Origin of the sequence: Dryocola clanedunensis subsp. sulfonylureivorans, assembly GCF_016756775.1 — a bacterium.
GTDB lineage: Bacteria > Pseudomonadota > Gammaproteobacteria > Enterobacterales > Enterobacteriaceae > Dryocola > Dryocola clanedunensis.
The window spans coordinates 12,658-33,613 of sequence record NZ_JAERMU010000020.1 but is presented as its reverse complement, the minus strand read 5'-3'; the positions used below and the strand labels follow the sequence as shown (position 1 = coordinate 33,613).

General features: G+C 61.7%; 21 protein-coding genes. All 21 read left to right on the top strand.

Translation table 11 applies throughout. The features are described from left to right. Positions 1 to 9 precede the first annotated feature (9 nt). Positions 10 to 579: a type 4 pilus major pilin gene (locus tag HYQ67_RS18440; protein ID WP_202305977.1), complete on the top strand. Its 570-nt coding sequence runs from the start codon at positions 10 to 12 to the stop codon at positions 577 to 579. A gap of 58 nt (positions 580 to 637) precedes the next feature. Beyond that, a complete protein-coding gene (locus HYQ67_RS18435) occupies positions 638 to 1,264 on the top strand; it encodes a prepilin peptidase (protein ID WP_202305975.1) in 627 nt (208 codons plus the stop codon). Further along, positions 1,261 to 2,628, top strand: a complete 1,368-nt coding sequence (pilV, locus tag HYQ67_RS18430; protein WP_202305971.1) for a shufflon system plasmid conjugative transfer pilus tip adhesin PilV — start codon at positions 1,261 to 1,263, stop codon at positions 2,626 to 2,628. The genes HYQ67_RS18435 and pilV overlap by 4 nt, the downstream gene beginning before the upstream one ends. A gap of 136 nt (positions 2,629 to 2,764) precedes the next feature. Then, on the top strand, positions 2,765 to 3,646 hold the full coding sequence (locus tag HYQ67_RS18425) for a TcpQ domain-containing protein (protein WP_202305969.1): 882 nt from the start codon (positions 2,765 to 2,767) through the stop codon (positions 3,644 to 3,646). 54 nt (positions 3,647 to 3,700) lie between these two features. Next, on the top strand, positions 3,701 to 4,180 hold the full coding sequence (locus tag HYQ67_RS18420; RefSeq protein ID WP_202305967.1) for a lytic transglycosylase domain-containing protein: 480 nt from the start codon (positions 3,701 to 3,703) through the stop codon (positions 4,178 to 4,180). A 73-nt stretch (positions 4,181 to 4,253) separates the two neighbouring features. After that, positions 4,254 to 4,724 carry a DotD/TraH family lipoprotein gene (locus HYQ67_RS18415; protein ID WP_237391321.1) on the top strand — a complete coding sequence of 157 codons (471 nt, stop codon included), beginning with the start codon at positions 4,254 to 4,256 and terminating at the stop codon, positions 4,722 to 4,724. After that, entirely contained in the window at positions 4,721 to 5,506 is a 786-nt protein-coding gene (locus HYQ67_RS18410; RefSeq protein WP_202305963.1) for a type IV secretory system conjugative DNA transfer family protein, read from the top strand. Before HYQ67_RS18415 ends, HYQ67_RS18410 begins: the two co-directional genes overlap by 4 nt. 12 nt (positions 5,507 to 5,518) lie before the next feature. After that, positions 5,519 to 6,679 carry a plasmid transfer ATPase TraJ gene (gene traJ / locus HYQ67_RS18405; protein ID WP_202305961.1) on the top strand — a complete coding sequence of 387 codons (1,161 nt, stop codon included), beginning with the start codon at positions 5,519 to 5,521 and terminating at the stop codon, positions 6,677 to 6,679. After that, positions 6,649 to 6,960 carry an IcmT/TraK family protein gene (gene icmT / locus HYQ67_RS18400; protein WP_348519220.1) on the top strand — a complete coding sequence of 104 codons (312 nt, stop codon included), beginning with the start codon at positions 6,649 to 6,651 and terminating at the stop codon, positions 6,958 to 6,960. The genes traJ and icmT overlap by 31 nt, the downstream gene beginning before the upstream one ends. Next, positions 6,957 to 10,262 (top strand): LPD7 domain-containing protein, encoded by a 3,306-nt coding sequence (locus tag HYQ67_RS18395; protein WP_202305959.1) that lies wholly within the window; start codon positions 6,957 to 6,959, stop codon positions 10,260 to 10,262. Before icmT ends, HYQ67_RS18395 begins: the two co-directional genes overlap by 4 nt. Before the next feature lie 16 nt (positions 10,263 to 10,278). Further along, positions 10,279 to 10,764 (top strand): hypothetical protein, encoded by a 486-nt coding sequence (locus HYQ67_RS18390; protein ID WP_202305957.1) that lies wholly within the window; start codon positions 10,279 to 10,281, stop codon positions 10,762 to 10,764. Between the two features lie 42 nt (positions 10,765 to 10,806). Beyond that, the gene (locus HYQ67_RS18385; RefSeq protein ID WP_202305955.1) at positions 10,807 to 11,484 is read left to right on the top strand and encodes a DotI/IcmL/TraM family protein; all 678 of its coding nucleotides are present in this window, start codon (positions 10,807 to 10,809) and stop codon (positions 11,482 to 11,484) included. Next, entirely contained in the window at positions 11,481 to 12,497 is a 1,017-nt protein-coding gene (locus HYQ67_RS18380) for a DotH/IcmK family type IV secretion protein (RefSeq protein WP_237391320.1), read from the top strand. The genes HYQ67_RS18385 and HYQ67_RS18380 overlap by 4 nt, the downstream gene beginning before the upstream one ends. Before the next feature lie 2 nt (positions 12,498 to 12,499). Next, positions 12,500 to 13,726, top strand: a complete 1,227-nt coding sequence (traO, locus tag HYQ67_RS18375) for a conjugal transfer protein TraO (protein WP_202305949.1) — start codon at positions 12,500 to 12,502, stop codon at positions 13,724 to 13,726. Further along, complete coding sequence (locus HYQ67_RS18370) at positions 13,723 to 14,505, top strand: hypothetical protein (RefSeq protein WP_202305946.1); 783 nt, start codon at positions 13,723 to 13,725, stop codon at positions 14,503 to 14,505. The genes traO and HYQ67_RS18370 overlap by 4 nt, the downstream gene beginning before the upstream one ends. 9 nt (positions 14,506 to 14,514) lie before the next feature. Continuing rightward, positions 14,515 to 15,045: a conjugal transfer protein TraQ gene (traQ, locus tag HYQ67_RS18365; protein ID WP_202305944.1), complete on the top strand. Its 531-nt coding sequence runs from the start codon at positions 14,515 to 14,517 to the stop codon at positions 15,043 to 15,045. Between the two features lie 11 nt (positions 15,046 to 15,056). Then, positions 15,057 to 15,455, top strand: a complete 399-nt coding sequence (locus HYQ67_RS18360; RefSeq protein WP_202305934.1) for a DUF6750 family protein — start codon at positions 15,057 to 15,059, stop codon at positions 15,453 to 15,455. A gap of 56 nt (positions 15,456 to 15,511) precedes the next feature. Next, positions 15,512 to 16,117: a hypothetical protein gene (locus tag HYQ67_RS18355; protein WP_202305924.1), complete on the top strand. Its 606-nt coding sequence runs from the start codon at positions 15,512 to 15,514 to the stop codon at positions 16,115 to 16,117. A gap of 2 nt (positions 16,118 to 16,119) precedes the next feature. Continuing rightward, the gene (locus tag HYQ67_RS18350; protein ID WP_202305923.1) at positions 16,120 to 19,191 is read left to right on the top strand and encodes an ATP-binding protein; all 3,072 of its coding nucleotides are present in this window, start codon (positions 16,120 to 16,122) and stop codon (positions 19,189 to 19,191) included. An 8-nt stretch (positions 19,192 to 19,199) separates the two neighbouring features. Then, positions 19,200 to 20,417, top strand: a complete 1,218-nt coding sequence (gene traW, locus HYQ67_RS18345; protein WP_202305922.1) for a conjugal transfer protein TraW — start codon at positions 19,200 to 19,202, stop codon at positions 20,415 to 20,417. Next, entirely contained in the window at positions 20,410 to 20,949 is a 540-nt protein-coding gene (gene traX, locus HYQ67_RS18340; RefSeq protein WP_202305913.1) for a conjugal transfer protein TraX, read from the top strand. Before traW ends, traX begins: the two co-directional genes overlap by 8 nt. Positions 20,950 to 20,956 lie beyond the last annotated feature (7 nt).

The following is a 20,956-nucleotide window of genomic DNA, read 5'->3' as shown; positions in this document are numbered from 1 at the left end:
AGGAAAACTATGAAAACCCAACCTCACAAGGGCACGACCCTGATGGAGATAATCTTATGGCTTGTCGTCGTGCTGGCTATCATCGTCGGCGTGATCACGATGTCCAAATCAGCGGGTAACAGCAACTCCATTAATGATGAGATACAGAACATCCACTTCATGCTGGGTAAGACGCACTCTCTGCTCAAGCAGAAGGGGATTTATGATTACGCCAGCGAAACGGAAATGACCGGTATTCTCATTCAGTTTGGTGGCGTCCCGGAAACCATGAACATCACCGGCGATAAAACAACCGGTTCGGCCACCCTGCAGAACGCCTGGAGCGGGCATGTGACCGTCGCACCCGTTGCGGATGCTAACGGCAATAACACCGGCTTTAAGCTCACCTACGACGGGATCCCTCAGAACGTCTGCGCAACGCTTGCCGTTAAAATCAGCGGCAGCGCGGTGGTTGACCATATCGCCATCAACGGCGAGCAGACCGACGGCACGATCACCCCGACGGATGCCAGCAGCCAGTGCCTGTCTGATAAAGGGGCGACTGGAACCAATACGCTGGAATTTATCAGCAATACCTGATGAACATGCGCAGGCGGACTGTCCGCCTGCATACTGATGTTGCGATAAAGGCTCCCTTATGACGGCCCTGGTCTTTGTACTGCTGGCCGTGCTTTTGCCCTGGCTGTCGCTGGACGCCAGCCGGTGGTTTATTCGCCGGCATGACGGCAGGCAGCTAAAGCGCGGCCTCTGCTGGCTGCTGTATTCAGGCTTCACCCTGTGCATTCTTGCGCTCATCCCGGATGTCCTGTCAGCCCGCTACCTGCCGGCATCCCGGCTACTGATGCTGTATGTCTTCAGCCTCTCTTTTGTCATCACCGACCTGTCTAACCGCTGGCTTCCGCTGGAGTTCACCGCCCCCTTTTGTCTCTGCGCCCTTGTGCTGTGCCCCGGTGACAAGCTCAACGCCGTGCAGGACATGACCGCCGTGTGGCTGCTGCTGGCTGCGCTGCGCCGGGGGTTTACGCGGTTGTATGGTCGTGAGGCGCTGGGGATGGGGGATGTCTGGATGATGAGTGGATTCGCCGGACTTTTCTCACTGACCACGGCATTTGCCCTGATGCTGGCAGGCCTGCTGCTGATGGCCCTGAGCGCACGACATTTACGCGCGCAGGCGCTTCCTCTTGCACCTTTCGTGGTGTTTTTTTCCACGCTGTACGGACTTTGTCAGCCCTTCCTTACCGGTACCTGGAGAATGAGCATTTGAAAACACGGAAAATACACGCCGGCGTCACGCTGCCTGAAATGATGTTCGTCCTCATCATCATCCTGGGCATGCTTATCGTCTGGGGTTTTTACAAGAAACAAAGCCTCAATGAGCTTGAGTACAATCACACCGCGATCCATATGAAAGCAGTGAGCAGCGCGGCGACGGCTTACATTCACGACAATTACACCGACCTTGCCCGCACGGTAAAAGTCGGACAGCCCGGACGGGTGACACCGGAGGCGCTGCGGGACGCAGGCTATCTGGTGCCCGGCTTCTCCCTCACTAATAACGCAAATCAGACCTACAAAATCCTGATTGCCGTCAACCCGAAATTCAGTACCCGCCTGGTGGGGTTTGTGATGACCGAAAACGGGACGGAAATCCCGTTCGACGGTCTGCGAACCATCTCGGCAAAGGCGGGCGGCATGGCCGGCTACGTGCATGAGCGAAATATTGCGCAGGGCGCGTTCGGCGGCTGGGAGGTGAAACTGACCGACTACGGCCTGAGCTCGACGCCGGGCCATCTGGTCACCTTCATTCCCTCAGACAAGCTGGGCGGCGGCGCGGGTGCCGGTGACCGTCTGTACCGCTATTCCGTTGACGGTCACCCGGCGCTGAATCAGATGAAAACCGCACTGGATATGGATGCGAACAACATCAGCAACGCCGCGACGGTGAATACGAAAATCCTGACGGCCAGCGATAAGGTCACCACCAACACGCTGACGGCAAACCAGTCCATCAGCACGCGGGATTTGAGTGCGAGCAGCAGGGTCAACACCAACATCCTGACCGCAAGCTCTGCGGTCAACACCCAGAACCTGACGGCCAGCAATGCCGTCAGCGCGAAATCGGTCACCGCCAGCGCCGCTATGCAGGGCGCCACCGTGCGTGCAAACGGACGACTGGCCACCGGGGAGGTGCTGCAACTCGATAAGGTGAACGTGGCGGGGACAGCCTGCAGCCCTAACGGGCTTTTCAGCCGCGACACTATCGGCAGCCCCCTGTTCTGCATCTCCGGCAAATGGTCCTCAGCGGGCGGTGGCCTGAAAATGCCGAAGCCGCAGACTATTTCCTGCGGGATCAAAACGTCCGGGAAGTCAGGCTACGATATGTTTTACGCAAAACTCGATGAGGAGGGCAGATTCTGGACCAAAACAATTAACTCTAGTGGTACAGATTATGAATGGCAGCCCGGGGGATTCGATATGCCCAACAGAAATAACAGCATGGTCACTCTGGTCACCGTCGGCATGGGCGGACTTGCCGTTGTAGATGATGTCGGTAGCTGCTCCGGACACAGCGGAGGCTCGACCTGTACAATGAATCGTCCTGCCTGTATCGCTAACTGGGTTTACTGATACCGACCTTTCCCGGTGACATTTCCTGTTCCCGCTTTAAAACGCTTTTGGACCACGCAGCCCTGCGGGTTCGGCTTTCCTTTTTTGCCCCTGACTGCTCCTGGCCCGCAAGGCCGGGAGCAATGGAATATCCTGGATGAAATACCTTTTTCCTCTCGCCCTGTCACCCGTGATGCTGACAGGCTGCGCGTTAACATCATCACTTCCGCCGCCCGAGCCTGCCGACCAGGTCGTGGGCCAGCTGATTGAAGCCCAGGTGCCGGTTATTGCGCAGGCCTGGGAAACGCTCAGGCGCGCCCGGGGACAACATGAACCCCGGACAATGCCAGCAACACCCGCTCAGCCTCTGACAACCGGCCCGTCCCTCCACAAGACACGGTCCGCACCGCAAAGCACCGGCAGCCGCCCGGCAACGTTACCCCTGGTACCCGGCGGCTCTGCACGTACGCTGCGTCAGGCCGTCACCCGTATCGCGCCTGTCGGCTGGAAACAGCATTACGCACAGGGCCTGAAGCCCGAGGTCAAACACGCCATACGCTGGCGGGGTAACGACCAGTGGCCGTATGTGCTCAACAAGATGCTGCGCGAAGAGCACCTTGAGGCCGCTATCGACTGGAAAACACACCGGGTGTCCATCACCGGGCAGGCCGGTGCGAAGCCGCCGGTCAAACCCGCGAAGCCCGCTTCAGACAAGAACCCCTTTGTCGCAACACCGGTAGCGGCCAAACCCGTTCCGGTACTGACCACCTGGCAGGCGGCTGCAGGCAGCACGCTGCGCGATACGCTGTCCATCTGGTCAGCCCGTGAAAAATGCCCGGCACCGGGGGTAGAAAACTGGACCGTTCACTGGCTGACCACCGTGAACTACCGCATTGATGCCCCGCTGACGTTTACCGGCAGCTATGAGGCGATGCTGAACAGCGTCTTCACGCTGTACGGTAGCGCACAAACGCCGTTATATGCCGGTGTTCGACGAGCCCAGTGCATTCTGACCGTTGATGACAAAAAACCACAGTAACCGCCCCGGCCCCTGACGGCACAGCGCCGACAGAACGCCTTTCAGGATGTCCTCATGACCGTATTTCGCAGATGTCTGCCCGCCCTTGCGCTGGCCGGGCTCATGCTGGCCGCGCCAGCCGGGGCCTTTTGTTTTAAAGAAGCCGGCGCGCGCTACCATCAGGATCCCAGACTGCTGCGCGCCATCGCTATCGTTGAAAGCAGCCTCAACCCGAAGGCCGTCGGAAAGAATATCCGCAAAGGCAAGGTGGCCAGCCGTGACCTGGGCCTGATGCAGATAAACGACACGCACATCCCGGAGCTGCGCGCGCTCGGGGTCATCAAAAACCGCCGGGAGCTGCTGACCAACCCGTGTCTGAATGTGCAGGTCGGCGCGTGGATCCTCGCCCGCAGCCTGAAAAAGTGCGGCATATCCTGGGAATGCCTCGGCTCCTACAACGCCGGGTTTGCCCGTAACAACTCAGCCCGTCGGCTGAAGTATGCCCGCAAGGTCTACACCACGTATCTCGCCCTGCTGAGCAGGCGACCCGCCTGATTTGTCCCCACGCCACGGGCGCGGAGGCGCGTTCATTCGTTTCATAAAACACCTAACCCTGTGAGAGTTTGCGATGGTTAATAAACCTGTCCTCAGCATGCTGCTGCCCCTGCTGCTGACCGGCTGTCAGGCATTGACGTGTTTGTCACCGGTTCCCGTTTTACCCAAACCGGCCCCGGTTAAGCCCACTCCGGTTCAGCAGCTGGCGGCAACACAACAAGCGATGGCGCTCGGCGGGGCACTCAGTGCCGCCGTGCCGGTGCCTTCATTTTCGCGTATCACCACTAATTCACAGCGCGTCACGCTGGACTGGGATGGCGACGCCATCGAGCTGCTTGCCCAGCTGGCTCACCAGCGCGGGCTGTCCATGAGCTGGAACGGCACCCGCCTTCCGCTGCCGGTGAATATTCATGAAAAGAACGTCACGTTTAACACGCTACTGCGCATCATCAGCACGCAGACGGACTGGCGCGCCCGTATCGAGCAGCGGTCTGATTCCCTGCGCGTTTACTTCATGCTGCCGCTAAAAGGGAGGATGGCATGACGCTCACTCAGCTATCACTCTGCCTGGCACTGGTGCTGCCGGCGGCAGCTCTGGCCACATCCGCCCCGCCGCCACCGGATATTGATGACTTTATCAACCCGCAGTCGGTCAACAAGCATGGCCTGAATGACACCCAGTGGCAGCTGCTGACCGACGCCGGTCAGACGGTTGGCTTCCGGGGCGGGAAGGCGCAGCGGGCATGGGAGCTCAGGCAGAGTCTTAACGCCCGGGCCGCCACGCTTGAGAAAATGTATACCTTTGCCCCGCTCATCAGCCGTCAGGGCTGGCTTCCGCCGGTCATCACCGCCGCACAGTCGCTGGCGCATATCACCCCCGGCCAGATACGTACCGCGAACAAGGTTTACGACATTCTGGTTCCGGAGCGTTTTGTCAGTAATCCCCCGGGATGGCGGCAGTACCTGCTGGCCGGGCTTAGCAGTGACGCAGTTGTGCCCACGGAAATTCGGCCAAAGAACAGCGATGAGGAGGCCGTCTGGAAAGAGGCGGTGGAAAAAGGCTGGCTTGAGGGGCGCGAAAGCGCGGACCGGACGCTGGAAAGCAACCTCAACCGGCTTAGCCGTGATTACACCGGGATGATCCAGTACCTCACGCTGGTACAGCAGGGGATGGTCACCGCCCCGGTCGTCAGCGAAGCGCTGCAGACCGTCACCGGCAGGCGTGACCAGCTGACGCTGGGCGACCGTACCCGCAGGCTGGATAAACACGCCGGTTTTGAGCTGGATAAGAAACGCTGGAAACCCACTATTTCCGTCTCTCACTAACAGGGCTACTCAATGATCCCCCTTGACCAGTTTGATTTTCGCGGCGGGCTCACCGCCGACGGCTTCCGCGCCTTTATGGTGCATTGCTACCGCCACAATGTTTCCGATATTCACCTGCAAAGCGGCGGTCCGCTGATTGTGGATCATCACGGTCGAAAGATTGTGACCAGCCAGTTTCGTCTCGAGCACGCCACGCTGGTTCGTCTGATTGACGAAGTCTACTCCCCGAACATCAAGGCCTCAGTGATGGGCGGAAAAGGGTATGACGGTCCCCTTCAGCTTGAAGGCGACAGCAATGGTCGCTACGGCCTGAAGCGCGGTGAGCGCGTACGCTTTCGCAGTAACTTTGTGCAGGCCACTATCGGCAGCCTCAGTACCGCCATGGCCGTTACCTCCCGGATCATCCCGACCACTATCCCGCCGCTTGACGGGTTTGGTCTGCCGGACGAGCTCTACCACAGCCTCCTGCCTCAGGACGGGATTGGTCTGGTGTGCGGCCCGACCGGCTCGGGTAAATCCACGCTGCTGGCGGCGACCTGCCAGCACTACGGAAAAACGCACCCGGACGGCAAGCTGGTGACGAACGAAGATCCGGTGGAATATCCGCTCGGGGGACCCGACTGGCTCCTGCAGCCCCAGCAGTGCGAAGTCGGCCGCGACATTCCGTCGTTTTCCGAAGGCATTCGTCTGGCCATGCGTCAGGCCATGGACGTTATCTGCGTCGGTGAAATCCGTGACCTGCTGACGCTCGTTGCTGCCCTCGCCTGTGCGCAGAGTGGACACCTTGCCCTCAGCACGCTCCATGCCTTTTCACCCGGACATGCGTTTTCACGCAGCTATCTGATGGCACCGGTCGATGCCAGAGAGCAGACCGCCTATGACCTGCTGGACACCCTGCGCTACGTAGTTGTGCAGCGCCTGCTGCCGACCACGGACGGCCGCCGTCAGGCCGTCCGTGAATATGTGCTTTTTGATGAGGCGCTGCGAATGCATCTCACCGCTCAGCCCTACACCCGCTGGCCCGCGATGATTAACGCCACGCTGCTTGAGAGAAAAACCCGCATAGCCGATCAGGCCTGGCAGCTGTTTGTCGAGGAGCGTATCGATGCGCTCGTCGCGCAGGATGTCATCGGCTGGGCTGAATTCAACCGGCTCACGAGGAGGTCCTCCTGAACGATAACGACTACAGCTACTGGCTGGATGCCGGCCGTCCGGTCGCCATTTTCGGCATCCCCGTGCCGGTCTTCCTGGTGTTCTTACTCTGGCTCATTTTCCCGTCATTCCCGATTTTCTGGCTGTGTATCGGGCTTCTGGTGACGTACCGGATACTGGGCTGGCTCGGGATAACCCTCACCATCTCCCTGCAGCGCATTCTTCACTACCTGCGGGGCAACCAGCTGAGCGGCCGCCCGTGGTGGTATCGCCGCTACTTTGAAGGAGGACGCATACGATGATCGCAACTGAAAACACCTATCTCGTTATTCCCTTTGAAAAACTCCCCCAGGCAAAGAAACAGGCAGGCAGACTGGCCAACGGAGAGCCTGCCATCGCGTTTGATAATGAGAAAAAATACTGGTACGCCCGCCCGGGTGCCGACCTGGAACGCCTGAAGGCATACCGCATCAACACCGCGCTGACGGTGGAGGATAAGGGGGACCACCGGCAGCAGTTTGGTGACTTCATCCGCATGAGCGGCGGCCTGCTTGACGGGCCACCGGTGATGGACGGGAAGCCGCACCGCATTGCGATGGAGGATGATAAAAAAGGCAACAAGTCCGGCGTGTACGTCGGGCATCTCGACGGTTTTGCCAACGGCTGGTTCAAAGACCATCGCCAGCCGGACCGCAACACCTGGTCACCCACATCCGAAAAGCCCGACCCTGAGGTTCTTCTACACCGCAGGGCAATGGCCGCGCAGGAGCAGGCCCGACGCGAAGCGGAAACCCGCGAGCGACAGGACCGCGTTGCCGCGCACGCCAGTGCGCTCTACCAGGCATTGCCGGCAGCCCCTCATACCCATCCGTACCTGGTCAAAAAGGGGGTGAAGGCCTCGGGCGCCCTGCGCCTCGATGACGGATCCATTCAGGCTGACAGGCAGCTGCGCCTGAACGCGGCCAACCAGCTCATCATTGCGATGCACAATATTCACGATGACATCCGCACCCTGCAGGCCATCACCCCTGACGGCAGCAAACGGCTGGCCACCGGCGGGGAGAAGATGGGTAATTTCTGCGTCGTGGGCGGCACGCTGAAGGATGGCCAGCCTCTGGTGCTGGCGGAGGGCTACGCCACGGCGGCCAGTGCCGCGATGGCGCTGGAGTATCCCGTCGTGATGACCGTGGACTCCGGCAATCTGGTGAAGGTCGCAGCCGCCCTGCACGCACGCTACCCCGCAAGTCCGGTCCTGGTGCTGGGCGATGACGATTTACCGACGCCGCGCCGCCCGAAAAACCCGGGACGCGAAAGTGCTGAAGAGGCGGCCAGACTGACCGGCGGAACGGCGCTTCTCCCGGACTTCAGCTGGACGGAACTCTCACAGGGTCTGTCAGACTTCAACGACCTGCATCAGGCGCACGGGCTCGATGCCCTGCGCGACTACCTGAAGCGCCACATCGATATAAAAGAGGAGCACACCATGAAGGAAAAACCGGATAGCGCTGTCGTTACCCGCGAGCAGGTTACGCCGACGGATGAGCCTGCGCAGACCGTGCCGGTTACGCCTGTGGATGAGCCGACAACGCCCACCGATACGCCAGTGAGCTCAGAAAACGCTGTCGACACACCGGCGCTGAAAGAGACGCAGGACGCTGTACCCGAATCAAAAGAGCCTGAGTTTGCCCTGTCCGAACCTGAAGCGCCGTCTGACAGCCAGAGCACGCCTGCGGTTAAGCCAGCCGCAGAACCTGCTGAAACACCTGCTTTGACGGCCTCTGTTGAGCCGGCTCAAAGCGTGATGCCGGAACCGATGCTTGCGGATGAATACGCAGACTATGCCGGCATGGCCGAACAGGTGTTTGATAACGATCTGGCCAGCAGCCCCCTGATGGCCTCCGCCCCTGAGTCTGAAGCGCCGGTCCCGGCTGAGACGGCTCCCCTGGTCACCCCGGCCCCTTCAGCCCATAAGCCGGAGAAGGAGGAAGCCCACCCGCCGGAGGCGACGGCACCGGAGCCCACGGGCCCGCAGGAAGACGGCATTACGATTGAAATCCCCGGCGGACAGCGACGTCCTGAGCGCGTTGACCTCGACGCGCTCATCGCGCAGCTCACTCATGAGATGGCCGAGGACGGGAAAAGCGTGCGCTACAGCGTTGCCGGTGAAATGGCTTTTGTCGATCACGGTAACCGCCTGGCCATGGCAGGGCCTGCAGCCAGTCAGGATGACAGTAAAATTCTGGCGGCCCTGATGGTGGCCAGCAAGCACTATCGCGGCCGCATTGAACTGACCGGCAGTGACGCCTTTAAAACCCGGACGATGACGCTGATTGCCGAGTATGACCTTAAGCTCACGATGAAAAACCCGCAGCAGCAGCTGCAGCTCGATGAAGCCCGTAAAAAGGTGTCTGACGAACCGGAGCCGGGCGACAAACCAGTCCCGTTCGGTGCGCCAACGGACGCGATTGTCTCAGCTGCAGCGACGCCTGTAACAGCGACACCTGCGACAGCATCCAGCGCTCCGCCGCCTGCGTCGGATTTGCCGCCGGAGCTGCGCCCGACGGAGCGTCCTCAGGCGGGCCCGCAGCACGCCAGCCGCACGGAAACGCAGGCCGGGCTGACCGGGACGCTGCTCGGATACGGCTCGGATAAGTACCGCTTTGATCAGACTGAAAATCACAGCTACTTCGTCCACATGCGTACCGCGCAGGGCGAACGCTATATCTGGGGGAAAGAACTGCGTAATGCCCTCAGCGACAGCGGCCTGAAAACCGGCGATCCGGTGACGCTCAGCTGGCTGGGCTCTGAAACGGTGACGGTCGACGCCAAAGTCCGGGACAAAGACGGCAACGTGGTGGTGGACGGTAACGGCGTGGAGATGACCGAGAAAATCGAGACGCGGCGCAACAAGTGGAGCATGACCCCGGCCATTGATCCCGCGCTTCTGGTCAGCAACGACGCGCAGGCCACGCCGCCCGGCAGCCTGCAGGCCTACGACATGCGGCATTTTACCGCCCTGCAGGAGCAGGTTCAGACGCTGGCACACGATGCCGGCATCTCGCTTGCACCGCTGCCGGACCCCGGCCCGCTGCTGTGGATGAAGCCGGACGGTAAAGGTACGCCTGCACCGGCCGCCGTGCCTTCCGATATGAAGCTGCCTGACGAGACGCGCTCCGCCGGCACGCTGCTGATGCAGGCGATGGATGAACAGCAGGCCCTGCGCCTCATCCTCGTCAAAGGCTTCGGAGACTGCGTTCAGGGCGTGGTGAAATATCAGGACGCCTGGCATCCGGTGCTCGGTAAAGTCTGCATGCGAGAGAACGGCAGCCGCTACATGTCACTGAATGCCGTCACGGCCGACGGGCTGCAGGCGGTGGGATACGGCAACGCCATTTCTCATGAAGCCGGTGCGAATAATGCCTTTGTTTTTCGTCTCAGCGGCGAGAAGGAAAAGCTCTACGCCCCGGTATCTGATGCGGTAAAGCAGGACCCGGCGCTGCATAAACAACTCGGGTTTGAACAGGCGTACGCACCGCAGGCCCCGCAGCGTCGGGAAGAAAACACCGCCAGATATACCCCTCCGCTACCCCGCCCGGGAGCCTGATTAAAGTGAGCGTTCTATGAAACACAGCATTCTGTGCCTGGCCCTTCTGGTCGCCGGCACATCGTCGGTCGACGCGGCCAGCTGTCGGGCGGCCACCGCAGCCCAGGCCGGCAGCGATGCCGGCTATGCGCGCGACAAGGCCGCAGACGATGCCTGGTCGCAGCGGGAAAATCAGGTGTCCGACGGCCTGCAGCAGTGCCTGGGCAGCATCAGCACGGCCATCACCATGCCGACCTTTCCCAGCCTTAATGACGTGCTCAGCGGCATTGAGGAAAAGGTCTGCTCGGCGGCCCGCGACCAGATTGGCAAATATGTGCCGGACTCCATCGACCCGTGGGGCGATATTCCCGGCCAGAACGGCAGTTCAACTATCCCGGTAACGGTGCATGCTTATGTGCCATCCGTGCAAAAAGCACCGGCGGTGGCGGCCCCTCAGGCCCCGCCGCCCGCTGCGGCCACACAGCCCGCAACGACCGGAAAGTCCGCGTTCTATTCCTGGTAACCCTTCTTTTATCGCCCGGCTCTCCGGGCTTCAGGACGTTTCATGACAGACACTACTTCCCCTGAGCCTCAGGCGGTGGACGCACGCCCCTATGCACCGGCGGTGGCCAGACACATCGAGGGCCAGCTGGGCGTCGGTATTACCCGGGGTTCGGTGACGGCCAACGTCTGGCTGTCGGCCGGGCTTTTCCTTTCGCTTTGTATTAACTCAGCCCTGGTCTGGCAGGTGATGCATCCCCCCATACAGAACTTTGCCACGGAGGACGGCCGGATAATCCCGGTCGTGGCATCCGACATTCCGCTCTATACGGATGCGCAGGTCGCTGAGTTTGGCAGTCGGGTGATAAGCCAGGCCTTTACGCTGGATTTTGTGCATTACCGCGAGCAGATGAATGCCCTGCAGGGCAAGTTCTCCGATAACGGATACCGCAGCTATTACTCGGCCGTGACGAACTCCAATGTTCTCGCCTCGGTGAGGGACAAGAAAATGAACATGTCCGCCATGACCTCAGCCGGCGTAGTGGTCAGCAAAGGCACGATGGGCGACAACTTTGCCTGGAAAATTCAGTACCCGGTGGTCATTCGCCTGTCCGGCCAGTCGACCTCCCTGCCCGAACAGCGCTTTATCGTTTCCCTTCTGATTACCCGCGTGGACCAGCGTAAGAAGCATGCTGGTCTGGAAGTCTCGCAGCTTGTGACCTTTGAGGCCCCGACAAAATGATGCCCCTTAAACCGTATTTCCTCTGGCTGATGCTTGCCGGTGCGACACCGGCCGTGGCGGCCGGGATCAGCGTGCCGGACGCCGCCGCATCCCATGCACCGACGACGGCGATGCCCCCCGCGCCCGCCTGGCAGCCCGCACAGACCATGCGCACGACACCGCCTGCCGGTCAGACCGCTGCACCCGCGCCTGTTCAGCCGGCAGCGCAGCCTGTGCAGGCAACACCCCTGCCGGATGCGGCACTGCGTTACGCGCAGGAGCAGGCCATGCCGCTACCGGCGGCCGATGTGAGCACGCTCCGTCAGGGCCTGGACACTCTGCAGCGTAATGAAGGGCGCGCACCGGTCACGGCCGTGCCCCGCATCAGTTCGCTGACCGTGAACCTGGCACCCGGTGCGTCACTGCCTCTGGTTCGCGTACTGCCGTCGTTTCCGGCCACCGTCACCTTTACCGATGAAACAGGCTCACCCTGGCCCATCGCGGTGCCGCCGGTTAACGGCAACGACAGGGGGTTTGACGTCAGCTGGATGCCGGATGCGATGACCATTCAGGCCCGTCGCCCTTATGACACCGGCACGGTCACGGTTTACCTGCAGGGTCTGTCGGTCCCGGTGACGCTCTCCATGTCCAGCGGCGAGCCGGATAACGTATCCGCCTCACAGGTGACGGACAGCCGCCTCGATTTGCGCATCCCACGTCGGGGTCCTGCCGCCCGCGCGCTTCCCCGGGGGCGCGGTAAAGTCGCCCTGTATGACGGCACGCTGCAGGCCTTTCTGGATGGCGTCCCGCCCGCTGAAGCCCGCCGCCTGAAAACCCAGGGCGCGGTACCGGATACCGCCGTCTGGCAAATCGGGGATGACCTGTTTATTCGCGGCCGTCACGACATCCGCGACGCGTTCGATCAGACGCTGGCGTCCGCCGACGGCACACGCGTCTGGAAGCTGCCCGTCACGCCGGAAGTCAGCTTCTCCGTTCAGGGGCATACCCAAATCCTCTCAGTCGGCCTGGAGTAAGCATGGCCATTGAAAAAGACGTCGCCCGCGAGGGAAAAAAAAGCCTCTGGCTGATTGTCCTCGCGGTCTTTGGTGTGTGCGGCGGGGCCTACGTGGCCTGGGGCTGGTTTAACCGGCCCGTTGAAACCCCTTCGCAGTACAGCATCAACCGGGTCGCCAACAACGCCCCGGTCAACACCCAGGAAACCGCACAGTACCGCAAGCTGTTAAAGACCGCCAACACGCAGGGCGCGCAGCAGGCCGACACGCAGGGAAGCAGCTTTGTCGCCTCCCTGAGCGTCAGCGAGGCGAAGCCGGTCGCCATCACGCCGGTACCCGAGCCGGTGAGACTGGTCACTACGCCTGCACCGTCGAACGACGCCGCGCAGACCGGTGACGGACTGAGCGATAAACATCGTGAAGCCATGAACGCCTATCTGACGACGCTCAGCAAGCGCTGGCAGCCCGCCGGTCTGCAGGTTGCCACCCGGTTTGGCGGTCAGGATGCCGCCGGCGGAGAGGGCGACACCGGCAACGCTTTCAGCGCCTGGCATGACAGTCTGCCGGGCAATGCGCCGGTCACCCCGGCGAGCCTTACCCGGACGGTTGCGGACGCGACCGCGCCGGATGCGGTGATCGTTCCGCCGAATACCCGACGCCCGGGCGTCATCGATACCGCCGTGAATTCCGACAACCTGAACTCCATCGTGCTGGCGCACATCCCGGCCGGGAAGTTTGCCGGCGCGTCGTTTCAGGCGCGCGGCATTCAGCTGGCCGGGGACGGCGTGGTTATCCACTTCACCCGCATGACGCTCAACGGCGTGGATTACAACGTCGATGCCTATGGGCTGCAGGATGACACCCTGCAGTCCTCGGTCGCCAGCGAGGTTAACAACCGCTACGTCTCTCGCATCGTCCTCCCCGCCATCGCCAGCAGCCTGGGCGGACTGGGCGCGCTCTACCGCGATGAAAACACCGAAATTCTGTCCACCGATGCCGGCACGATTTCCGGAAAAACCGGCAAGGTCAGCGGCTCTGCGGTCGCCGGCACCCTCATCGGCGGTATGGGCAGCAATGCCGGCCAGGTGCTGGCGAGCGATGCGGCAAAGCTGCCGGTTAAGCAGGTCCGCGTCTGGCAAAACCAGGTGGTGGCCATCCAGTTTATGAAAGGCGTCTATGCCAGCGACCGCGTCAACGAACAGGCCGGGACGACTCCCGTCATTAAGGCCACAAGGAATGCCCATCCGTGAAACTCAACAGTCCCTTTAATCTGAAACAAAAGCCGTCCGTGCCCGATGCCGTGGTGCCAGCCTCTTCCGGTGCCAGTACCCCTCCTCCCGTCGTTGAGGAGCAGAAGAGCACGATAGTGACGGTTCCGCTTATCGGCCTGCGGCTGCCCCGTTCACAGCTCATCCTTTTTGGCGTGATGCTGACCGGTCTGGTGGTGTTTCAGATCCTGCGTAACGGCAGTAGTGAAGAGAGCGCCAGTCAGACATTCGTGGCGCAGACGCCGGTCGTGCAACCCCAGCCTGCTGCAGCGGCACCGCCCCCGATGCCCGACATCCCGGCGCCGCCGCTTCCTGAACCGGCAGCCCCGGCGGCCCTGCCTTCCCCGCTCGCCGCCTCGCCCGGGCTCTCCGTCTCCGGCCGTGATGAAGAGCAGGATGAAAAGCTCGCGTCGCTGCGCAGCTGGACTGCGAACAACCGGGAAGGCCTGAAGGCGCTCGATGCGCGCCTGCGCGCACTGGAAAGCCAGATAGCCACGCTGCAGGCACAGCGGGTACAGCCGGCCGCGAAGGCTCAGCCGGTTGCTCACGCCGTCCCCCGTCGCAACGCGTCTGCCCGTCACCGTTCATCGTCAGCGCTGAAGGGCGCGAAGGTCCTGAGCATCTATCCGGGGCTGGCGTGGGTGCGCTGGAAGGGCAGCACCTGGGCACTGCACCCGGGCGATACGCTGGGTACGGCGACCGTCACGGCCGTCGATACGGCGAAACGTGAAGTGGTGACGACCGCAGGCGTCCTGCGCTAAGGAGGCGAGATGGATCTGGTTCAGATGCTGGCAAACGCCGTCCAGAACGTGACGGCCGTTGGCATAAGGCTCGTTCTGGCACTTTCCCTCGTCGGGGGGATCGTGGGGCTGATGACCCATTTTGGCCGTATTTTCGGGCGTGCCCGACGCGGCCAGATGCAGGAGGGGCCCGGCAAAATCCTCACCGTCGTCCTGCTGTGTGGTGCCGTGATGTCACTGCACAGCGTGATGACCGCCACCAGTCACCAGATGGGGCTGGGCGAGGTCACCTTCGGGGCTATCGCCTATGTCTCAGAGGGGCAGTACGGTCCGGCGGCGGTCGCCGTCAATGCCGTACTGACGCTTTTACAACTGGTTGGCGTGTCGTTCGCACTCGGTGGACTCCTGCGCTTTGTGCGCGCCAGCAAGGATGGTCATACCGCACTCAGCGCCGGCGATGATGTCACCACCGGCGCAAAAAAACTGATCGCAGGCGTCATGCTCGCCTGTAACCCCCAGCTGCTTGATGCAGTACAGAACACATTAAAAATTCACTGGTAAAAGGAAAACACATGAACGTAATCTCCCGCATTAAAAACACCCCGCTGGCCCTGTCCGTCTCCACCGTGATGATGGCCGACCGCGCCCGCCTGCGCACAACCCGCCTCCTCGTCGGTGGGGTGACGGCGCTGCTGTCCTCGGCCGCCCGCGCGGACGACGATATTGCCGGGATGATAATCAGCATGCTTGACGGGGTAGTCAGCCTGAAAGATCCGCTGGTCAAGGCATCCTTAACCATCGGTATCGGCTGTATTTTTACCGGCATCGTGATGATGACGGCAAAGAAAAATAACCCGCAAATCAAGGGCTGGCACATCATGCTCGCCTTCATCTGCGGCGCGGCCTTTATCGCCCTTGATCAGGTGGCCGCGCGCTCCCAGAAGCAGCTCAACCTGACGCCGGTGTCCTGATAATTTCCGCCTTATGGCCGGCACCGCGTGCCGGCCCTGCCATATTGAGAGTGACCATGTCTGACTTTTCTGTTTCCCGGCAGGTTGCCGGGCTTGCCCGCACGCCGGAAGAACGGGCCGCGCTGACGCTTACCGCCCGCAGCAGGGACAGCGCCTGCACGTTCTGCCGCTATGACGCACCGGATAACACGGTGGTTTTTCTGGATGACAACCCCCTCAATACCGGCCCGGATAATCTTGCGCTGGCCTGTCCGGCCTGCCTTGCCCGCCGTGAGCTCGACACCGTGGGTGCCGACGCCGGCGTGATGGTCTGGCTGCCGGCGCTCAAACCCGGGGACGTCAGTCACCTGCAGCGCGCCATTGCGCACGCCCTGAACGCGGACGATGAAACCTGTCGGGAAGATGCCGGGTGCGTGCTGGGCTGGTTGACCTCCCATGACTCGCCGGTCAGAGAGCGCTGGGGAACCACGCACCCGCAGGCGTTTGGCAGCGCCCTGCAGCAGCTCACCGCTGAGCAACACGACCAGGTTCAGGGGCAGTTTCGCCATATGTCGCTCATCCTCCACCCTGCCCGTGCGGTCAACACGCTGGCCACATCGGGTATCGAAGCCCTTCCTCGGTGGTGGTCTGCCCTCTATCGCGATTACTGCGCCCGGAGTTGACGATGATTATTGATAAAGTTGAGGATGCCCTTGCGGCATTTTCCCGCTATACCCTCGGCCGCGACTTCGCGAGCTACTGCGATTTGCGCACGGTTATTGGCATGACCGGTGATGACAGGGTCCGCCACCCTTCGCTGGATGCGCCCTATATCCTGGTGAATGACAACAACGACTATGTTTCCTGCTTTGAAATTCAGGGGGCGTTTCGTGAGTTCAGCGACGTCAGTGCTGCGGAGGGCAACGCGCCGCCCGCTGACAGCTTCTCCCACTACGCGCTGCGCCAGCGTGATGCCCTGATTGGGGATTTTAAAACAACCGGCCATAAGCTCAGCCTGGTGTTTGAACGCGATCCGACGCGCGGTGAGGAAGAAATCGTGCGCATGCTGTCGCCACAGCGCCTGACCTATCAGCGCCTGGGTCTGGCGCTGGATGACCTGGTCGATGAGCAGATCGTGAAGATGACGCCCTATCTGGCCCGCGAGCGTGTCTGGCTCTGCGTCTGGAGCAGTTTTGCGGCCATATCCGCGGTCGAACGTAAGGAAGAAGTGGCCCGGCAGCAGAAGGTGTTCGCGAACCTGCCGCCCTCGCAGTTCGGGCAAAACCCGGTGTATGCCGAGTTCGAAGGGCTGAAGATGCGCCATGACGCCTTTATCGACAAGCTCGCCGCCGATCTGGCCAACGGCAATGACGGGGTGATGCTGCGGCTGCTCGATGCCCACGAAGCCGGCTACGTGGTGCGCGATGAGATAGAGCGAACCAGCACCAGTGAAGACTGGCAGCCGCTGCTGCCCGGTGACCGGGTGATCCCCCAGGGTACCGGTCGGGAGGGAGATATCGGTCCCGCGCTGGCACCGCATCTGAATTACCAGCTCTGCGACACGGAGCTGACCCCCAACAAGGGGTATGTGGAAGTGGACGGCCTGCATTATGGCCAGCTGGCGATGACGCTTGCGCCGCAGCGGCCGGAGTCGTTCGCCCAGCTGCTCAAAAAGGTCCCCCGGCAGATCCCCTGGCACTTTCGCCTCGATATCGCCCCCGGCGGGGCGGATATTCTGACATCGAAAAATAACCTGCTGGGGTTTGTGGCCTTCGTCCCTTCCCTGCGCCGGATTTACGACTCCATTAAGCACCTGCTGGAAAACGACAAAAAAGACCCGGTCTGCGTGATGTCCATTACGGCCAGCACCTGGGATGCGGATGAAAGCCGCATGAAGCGCAACCACACGCTGCTGCAAAAGGCCATCCAGTCCTGGGGCGTGTGCAGCGTTACGCGTACCTTTGGCGATCCGGTGCGGGCCTTTATGCACACCCTGCCGCTGGCCTCGGCGCTGGGCGCGCCCACGCTGATGTTCCCGCCGCTGTCCGAAGCCCTGAAGCTGGCCCCGCTGCAGCGGCCGGCCAGCCCCTGGGGAAACACCGGTAACGTGGTCTTCCCGACCGAGGACGGCAAGCCCTACTGCGTACAGCTGGCCAGCGCGATCCAGGAAAAACACACGGAAATACTGGCGGGCGCGCCGGGCTCAGGTAAGTCTTTACTGGCCAACCGGATGTTAGTGGACGCGCTGTCCATCGGCTCCCGGGACCTGCCGTTTATGGCGCTGATTGATAAGGGGTTCACGGCGCAGGGCTATTTTGACCTGATTGATGACAGCCTGCCTGACGATCAGAAGCATAAGGCCATCAGCATCGTGCTGCGCAATGACGCTTCGCACTGCCGCAACCCCTTCGACATTCAGCTGGGGCTCAAATACCCCATCAGCACCGAACGCGAATACCTGCTCAAGCTGCTGCTGAGCCTGTGTATCGATCCTGAAACCGGGATTGCGCCGGATTCGGCGTCCTGCCGTCAGATCCTCACCCGGGCGACGGACCTTGCGTACAAACAAAGCAGCGATATTTCAGCGCGGGTGTACGGTCCGTCTCTGGTCCCTGACGTGGATAAGGCCCTTGAAGAGAGCGGACTGCGGGCGCAGCACGACGGCGCCTGGTGGGAAATGGCCACCTGGTACGAGGTGCGCGACATGCTGTTTGATGCCGGTTTCGTGCATGAGGCCTCGCTTGCGCAGGCGCAGGCGGTCCCGGAGCTGAATGACCTGCAGGGCACCCTGAACAGTCAGGAAATGCTCAATACCTTTAAAAACGTTAACCGCCCGGGCTCGGATGAATCCCTGCTGAGCTATGTGTCCCGCTGCCTGACGCAGGCGCTGACGGATTATCCGCTGATCACCGGTCGTACCCGGCTGACCGTCAACCCGGAAACCCGTATCCGCGTCGTGGACGTCAACAACGTCGCCGGTGACAAAACGCCGGAAGGCATCGTGCGCACCGGGATCATGTACCAGTTCGCCCGCCACGTGGCCGGTGCCAATGACTTCTACCTGCCGCAGTATCAGGATGAGCTGTATCAGGGTCTGGATCCGCGCTACCTGTCGATGCACCGCAAACGTATCGAACAGCTGGATCAGGAGGTCAAAACTATCTTCATTGACGAGCTGCACAACATCAAGGGGATCCCCCTGCTGTGGGCCGCGCTGGAAACGGAAGACCGTGAAAAACGCAAGTTTGGCGTGCGCACCGTCTTTGCCAGCCAGTACCTGGACGACTTCCCGCAGGAGCTGCTGGAGTCCGCCAACTCCCTTTACCTGCTGCGCGTGCGTCCCCGGGACTTTGAGGTGCTGGAGAAGAACTTCAACGTGCCGCGCACCACCCTTAACCGCCTGCTCAACACCACGCGCGGCCCGGCCCCCGACGGCAGCGGCACCACCTTCCTCGCGGTCTACCAGACCACCAACGGGAACGTGGCCCAGCTGCTGAAAAACACGGTCGGTCCCCGCATGCTGTGGGCGCTCAACTCAACGCCCGCCAACCGCGCGCTGCGCAACATGCTGTATGAGGCGCTCGACGGCCGGACGGCCCGCGATATCCTGGCGCAGGCCTTCCCCGGCGGCAGCGCGGAGAAGCACATTAAGATGCTCAAGGAGCGCGCCGGCAGCGATGATGAAAATAACGCCGTCCGACAGTTAGCCGATGAGCTGATTGCCCGGGCAGGTTACCTGCAGGACCATGCCGCTTAAGGAAAACTATGCACGCTTACATTCCCCGTAAAACCCTGGCCGCGGCCGTGGTGTATATCATCCTGCAGCCGCTTCAGGCGCAGGCTTACCCCGTAGAGGTTATCACCAGCGTTCCGATTGATACTTCCGTTGTGCCGGCCCTTGCCGGCATCAACGGCGAGCTGGGCACCGCGAACAGCACGCTGTACCAGGTGGGTACCGCCATTAACCAGAACGGCGGCAAAATCGCCGCTGAAGTGGAGCAGGCCGCACAGGCCCAGCGCGACCAGGACATCTTTGCCCGTCAGTCTGAGCGTCTTGAAGCGGCCCGCCAGTCGTATACCGTACCGGACAGCATCTGCAGCGAGTCAGCCTCCGGGGCGGCCAGCAGCATCAGCAGTGCCGCCCGGGCCACCCAGGGTGCGCTCGGCGGCGGCAGCGGCATCAGTGACGCGCAAATCAAACAGGCGGTCACCGACCCGTCTCTGGCCAGCGACACGGCGCAGTACCGCGCCGCCGCTATCCATGCCGGCTACTGTGACGCGACCGATATGGCGACCTATGCCGGTACCGCCGTCTGTAAGGGCCTCTCCACGATGCCCGGTGCCGATATCCAGCTGGCCACCCTGATTGACGGCGCGGGCAAGCCCGGCAAGGCACCGGACTTAACCTTTAATCAGCAGCAGACCGATGCCGCCGTGGCGTATGCCCTGAACAGCAGCGCCCGGGCCGCCGGTCGCCAGCTGGGCAAAGGAGAGGTGAAATCCGCCACCGGGCAGCAGTACACCGGCCTGATGACCCGCTACAACGCGATTAACGATGCCGGCCGCGAGCCGATGCTGTCGATGATTGCCCAAAGCCAGCCGCAGGAGGCCACCCGGGCAGCGCTCAAAGAGGCGCTGAACACGCCTTCAGCAAAGGCCTATTACGACGAAACCGCGTCACCGCAGGCCAGAAAGACCGGGCTGATGTCCGCCCGGGAGTTTGAGCAGTTTGAAGTGGGACGGCGCTATGCCAACACCGCTTACCTGACCGACCTGCAGGCGATGAGCGGGGATAACCTTACCCGCGAGTTCGTTCGCGTACAGAGCCTGCAGAACTGGCTTCTGCTGGGCATCAAGCAACAGCTGCAGAAAACCGCCCTGCTGCAGGGCCAGCAGCTTTCCCTGTCCGCCACCGAAGCCTATCGCCCGCAGCTGCAGGCGAAACTGCGCGAAGTGAGCGCCGGAGTGACCCGAAATGAATGAGAAACAAACCCCGTCCACCCGGCTGCGTAAAGGGGCCTGGTGGGCCGCGAACATCGTCCTGCCGCTGTCTGATGCACGCTATGCCGTTAACCGTATCGTGCCGTCCGTCGTTAACCAGTTTCGCCGCACCCGTGCGCTTCTCCCCTCGACAGAGGAAGCGGACAGGCTACCGGAGCTGAGCTTTGATGAGGCAATCGCGGCCAGCGGTATGAGCGTGGAGACGCTGGCGGGCATATACCTGCGCCGCAAACGGTTTTACCTGGTGCTGTTTTATCTGGCCATTGCGCTGGTCTGCCTGCTGCTGGCGACGGGAATGCTCGCGCAGGTGACGACCCCGGCATTCTGGCTGCGCGTGGCCACGATGTGCATTTTCCTGCTGTCCGCCGCCGCCCTGGTGTTTATGCCCGCCCTTATCACCGGCTGGCGGCTGTGGCAGCTGCGCAACCGTCGTCTGTCATCGCCTGAGCGGGGCATCTTCACGGACTTTATCGCGGACAGCCGCTGGCTCGCTGACACCCTGTCGTTCCGCTAATGCCTCC

Excerpts from the sequence above, each read along its gene's own strand:
- HYQ67_RS18440 (WP_202305977.1), top strand. The coding sequence starts at position 10 with ATGAAAACCCAACCTCACAAGGGCACGACCCTGATGGAGATAATCTTA.
- HYQ67_RS18435 (WP_202305975.1), top strand. The coding sequence starts at position 638 with ATGACGGCCCTGGTCTTTGTACTGCTGGCCGTGCTTTTGCCCTGGCTG.
- HYQ67_RS18425 (WP_202305969.1), top strand. The coding sequence starts at position 2,765 with ATGAAATACCTTTTTCCTCTCGCCCTGTCACCCGTGATGCTGACAGGC.
- HYQ67_RS18420 (WP_202305967.1), top strand. The coding sequence starts at position 3,701 with ATGACCGTATTTCGCAGATGTCTGCCCGCCCTTGCGCTGGCCGGGCTC.
- HYQ67_RS18415 (WP_237391321.1), top strand. The coding sequence starts at position 4,254 with ATGGTTAATAAACCTGTCCTCAGCATGCTGCTGCCCCTGCTGCTGACC.
- HYQ67_RS18410 (WP_202305963.1), top strand. The coding sequence starts at position 4,721 with ATGACGCTCACTCAGCTATCACTCTGCCTGGCACTGGTGCTGCCGGCG.
- traJ (WP_202305961.1), top strand. The coding sequence starts at position 5,519 with ATGATCCCCCTTGACCAGTTTGATTTTCGCGGCGGGCTCACCGCCGAC.
- HYQ67_RS18395 (WP_202305959.1), top strand. The coding sequence starts at position 6,957 with ATGATCGCAACTGAAAACACCTATCTCGTTATTCCCTTTGAAAAACTC.
- HYQ67_RS18390 (WP_202305957.1), top strand. The coding sequence starts at position 10,279 with ATGAAACACAGCATTCTGTGCCTGGCCCTTCTGGTCGCCGGCACATCG.
- HYQ67_RS18385 (WP_202305955.1), top strand. The coding sequence starts at position 10,807 with ATGACAGACACTACTTCCCCTGAGCCTCAGGCGGTGGACGCACGCCCC.
- HYQ67_RS18380 (WP_237391320.1), top strand. The coding sequence starts at position 11,481 with ATGATGCCCCTTAAACCGTATTTCCTCTGGCTGATGCTTGCCGGTGCG.
- traO (WP_202305949.1), top strand. The coding sequence starts at position 12,500 with ATGGCCATTGAAAAAGACGTCGCCCGCGAGGGAAAAAAAAGCCTCTGG.
- traQ (WP_202305944.1), top strand. The coding sequence starts at position 14,515 with ATGGATCTGGTTCAGATGCTGGCAAACGCCGTCCAGAACGTGACGGCC.
- HYQ67_RS18360 (WP_202305934.1), top strand. The coding sequence starts at position 15,057 with ATGAACGTAATCTCCCGCATTAAAAACACCCCGCTGGCCCTGTCCGTC.
- HYQ67_RS18355 (WP_202305924.1), top strand. The coding sequence starts at position 15,512 with ATGTCTGACTTTTCTGTTTCCCGGCAGGTTGCCGGGCTTGCCCGCACG.
- HYQ67_RS18350 (WP_202305923.1), top strand. The coding sequence starts at position 16,120 with ATGATTATTGATAAAGTTGAGGATGCCCTTGCGGCATTTTCCCGCTAT.
- traW (WP_202305922.1), top strand. The coding sequence starts at position 19,200 with ATGCACGCTTACATTCCCCGTAAAACCCTGGCCGCGGCCGTGGTGTAT.
- traX (WP_202305913.1), top strand. The coding sequence starts at position 20,410 with ATGAATGAGAAACAAACCCCGTCCACCCGGCTGCGTAAAGGGGCCTGG.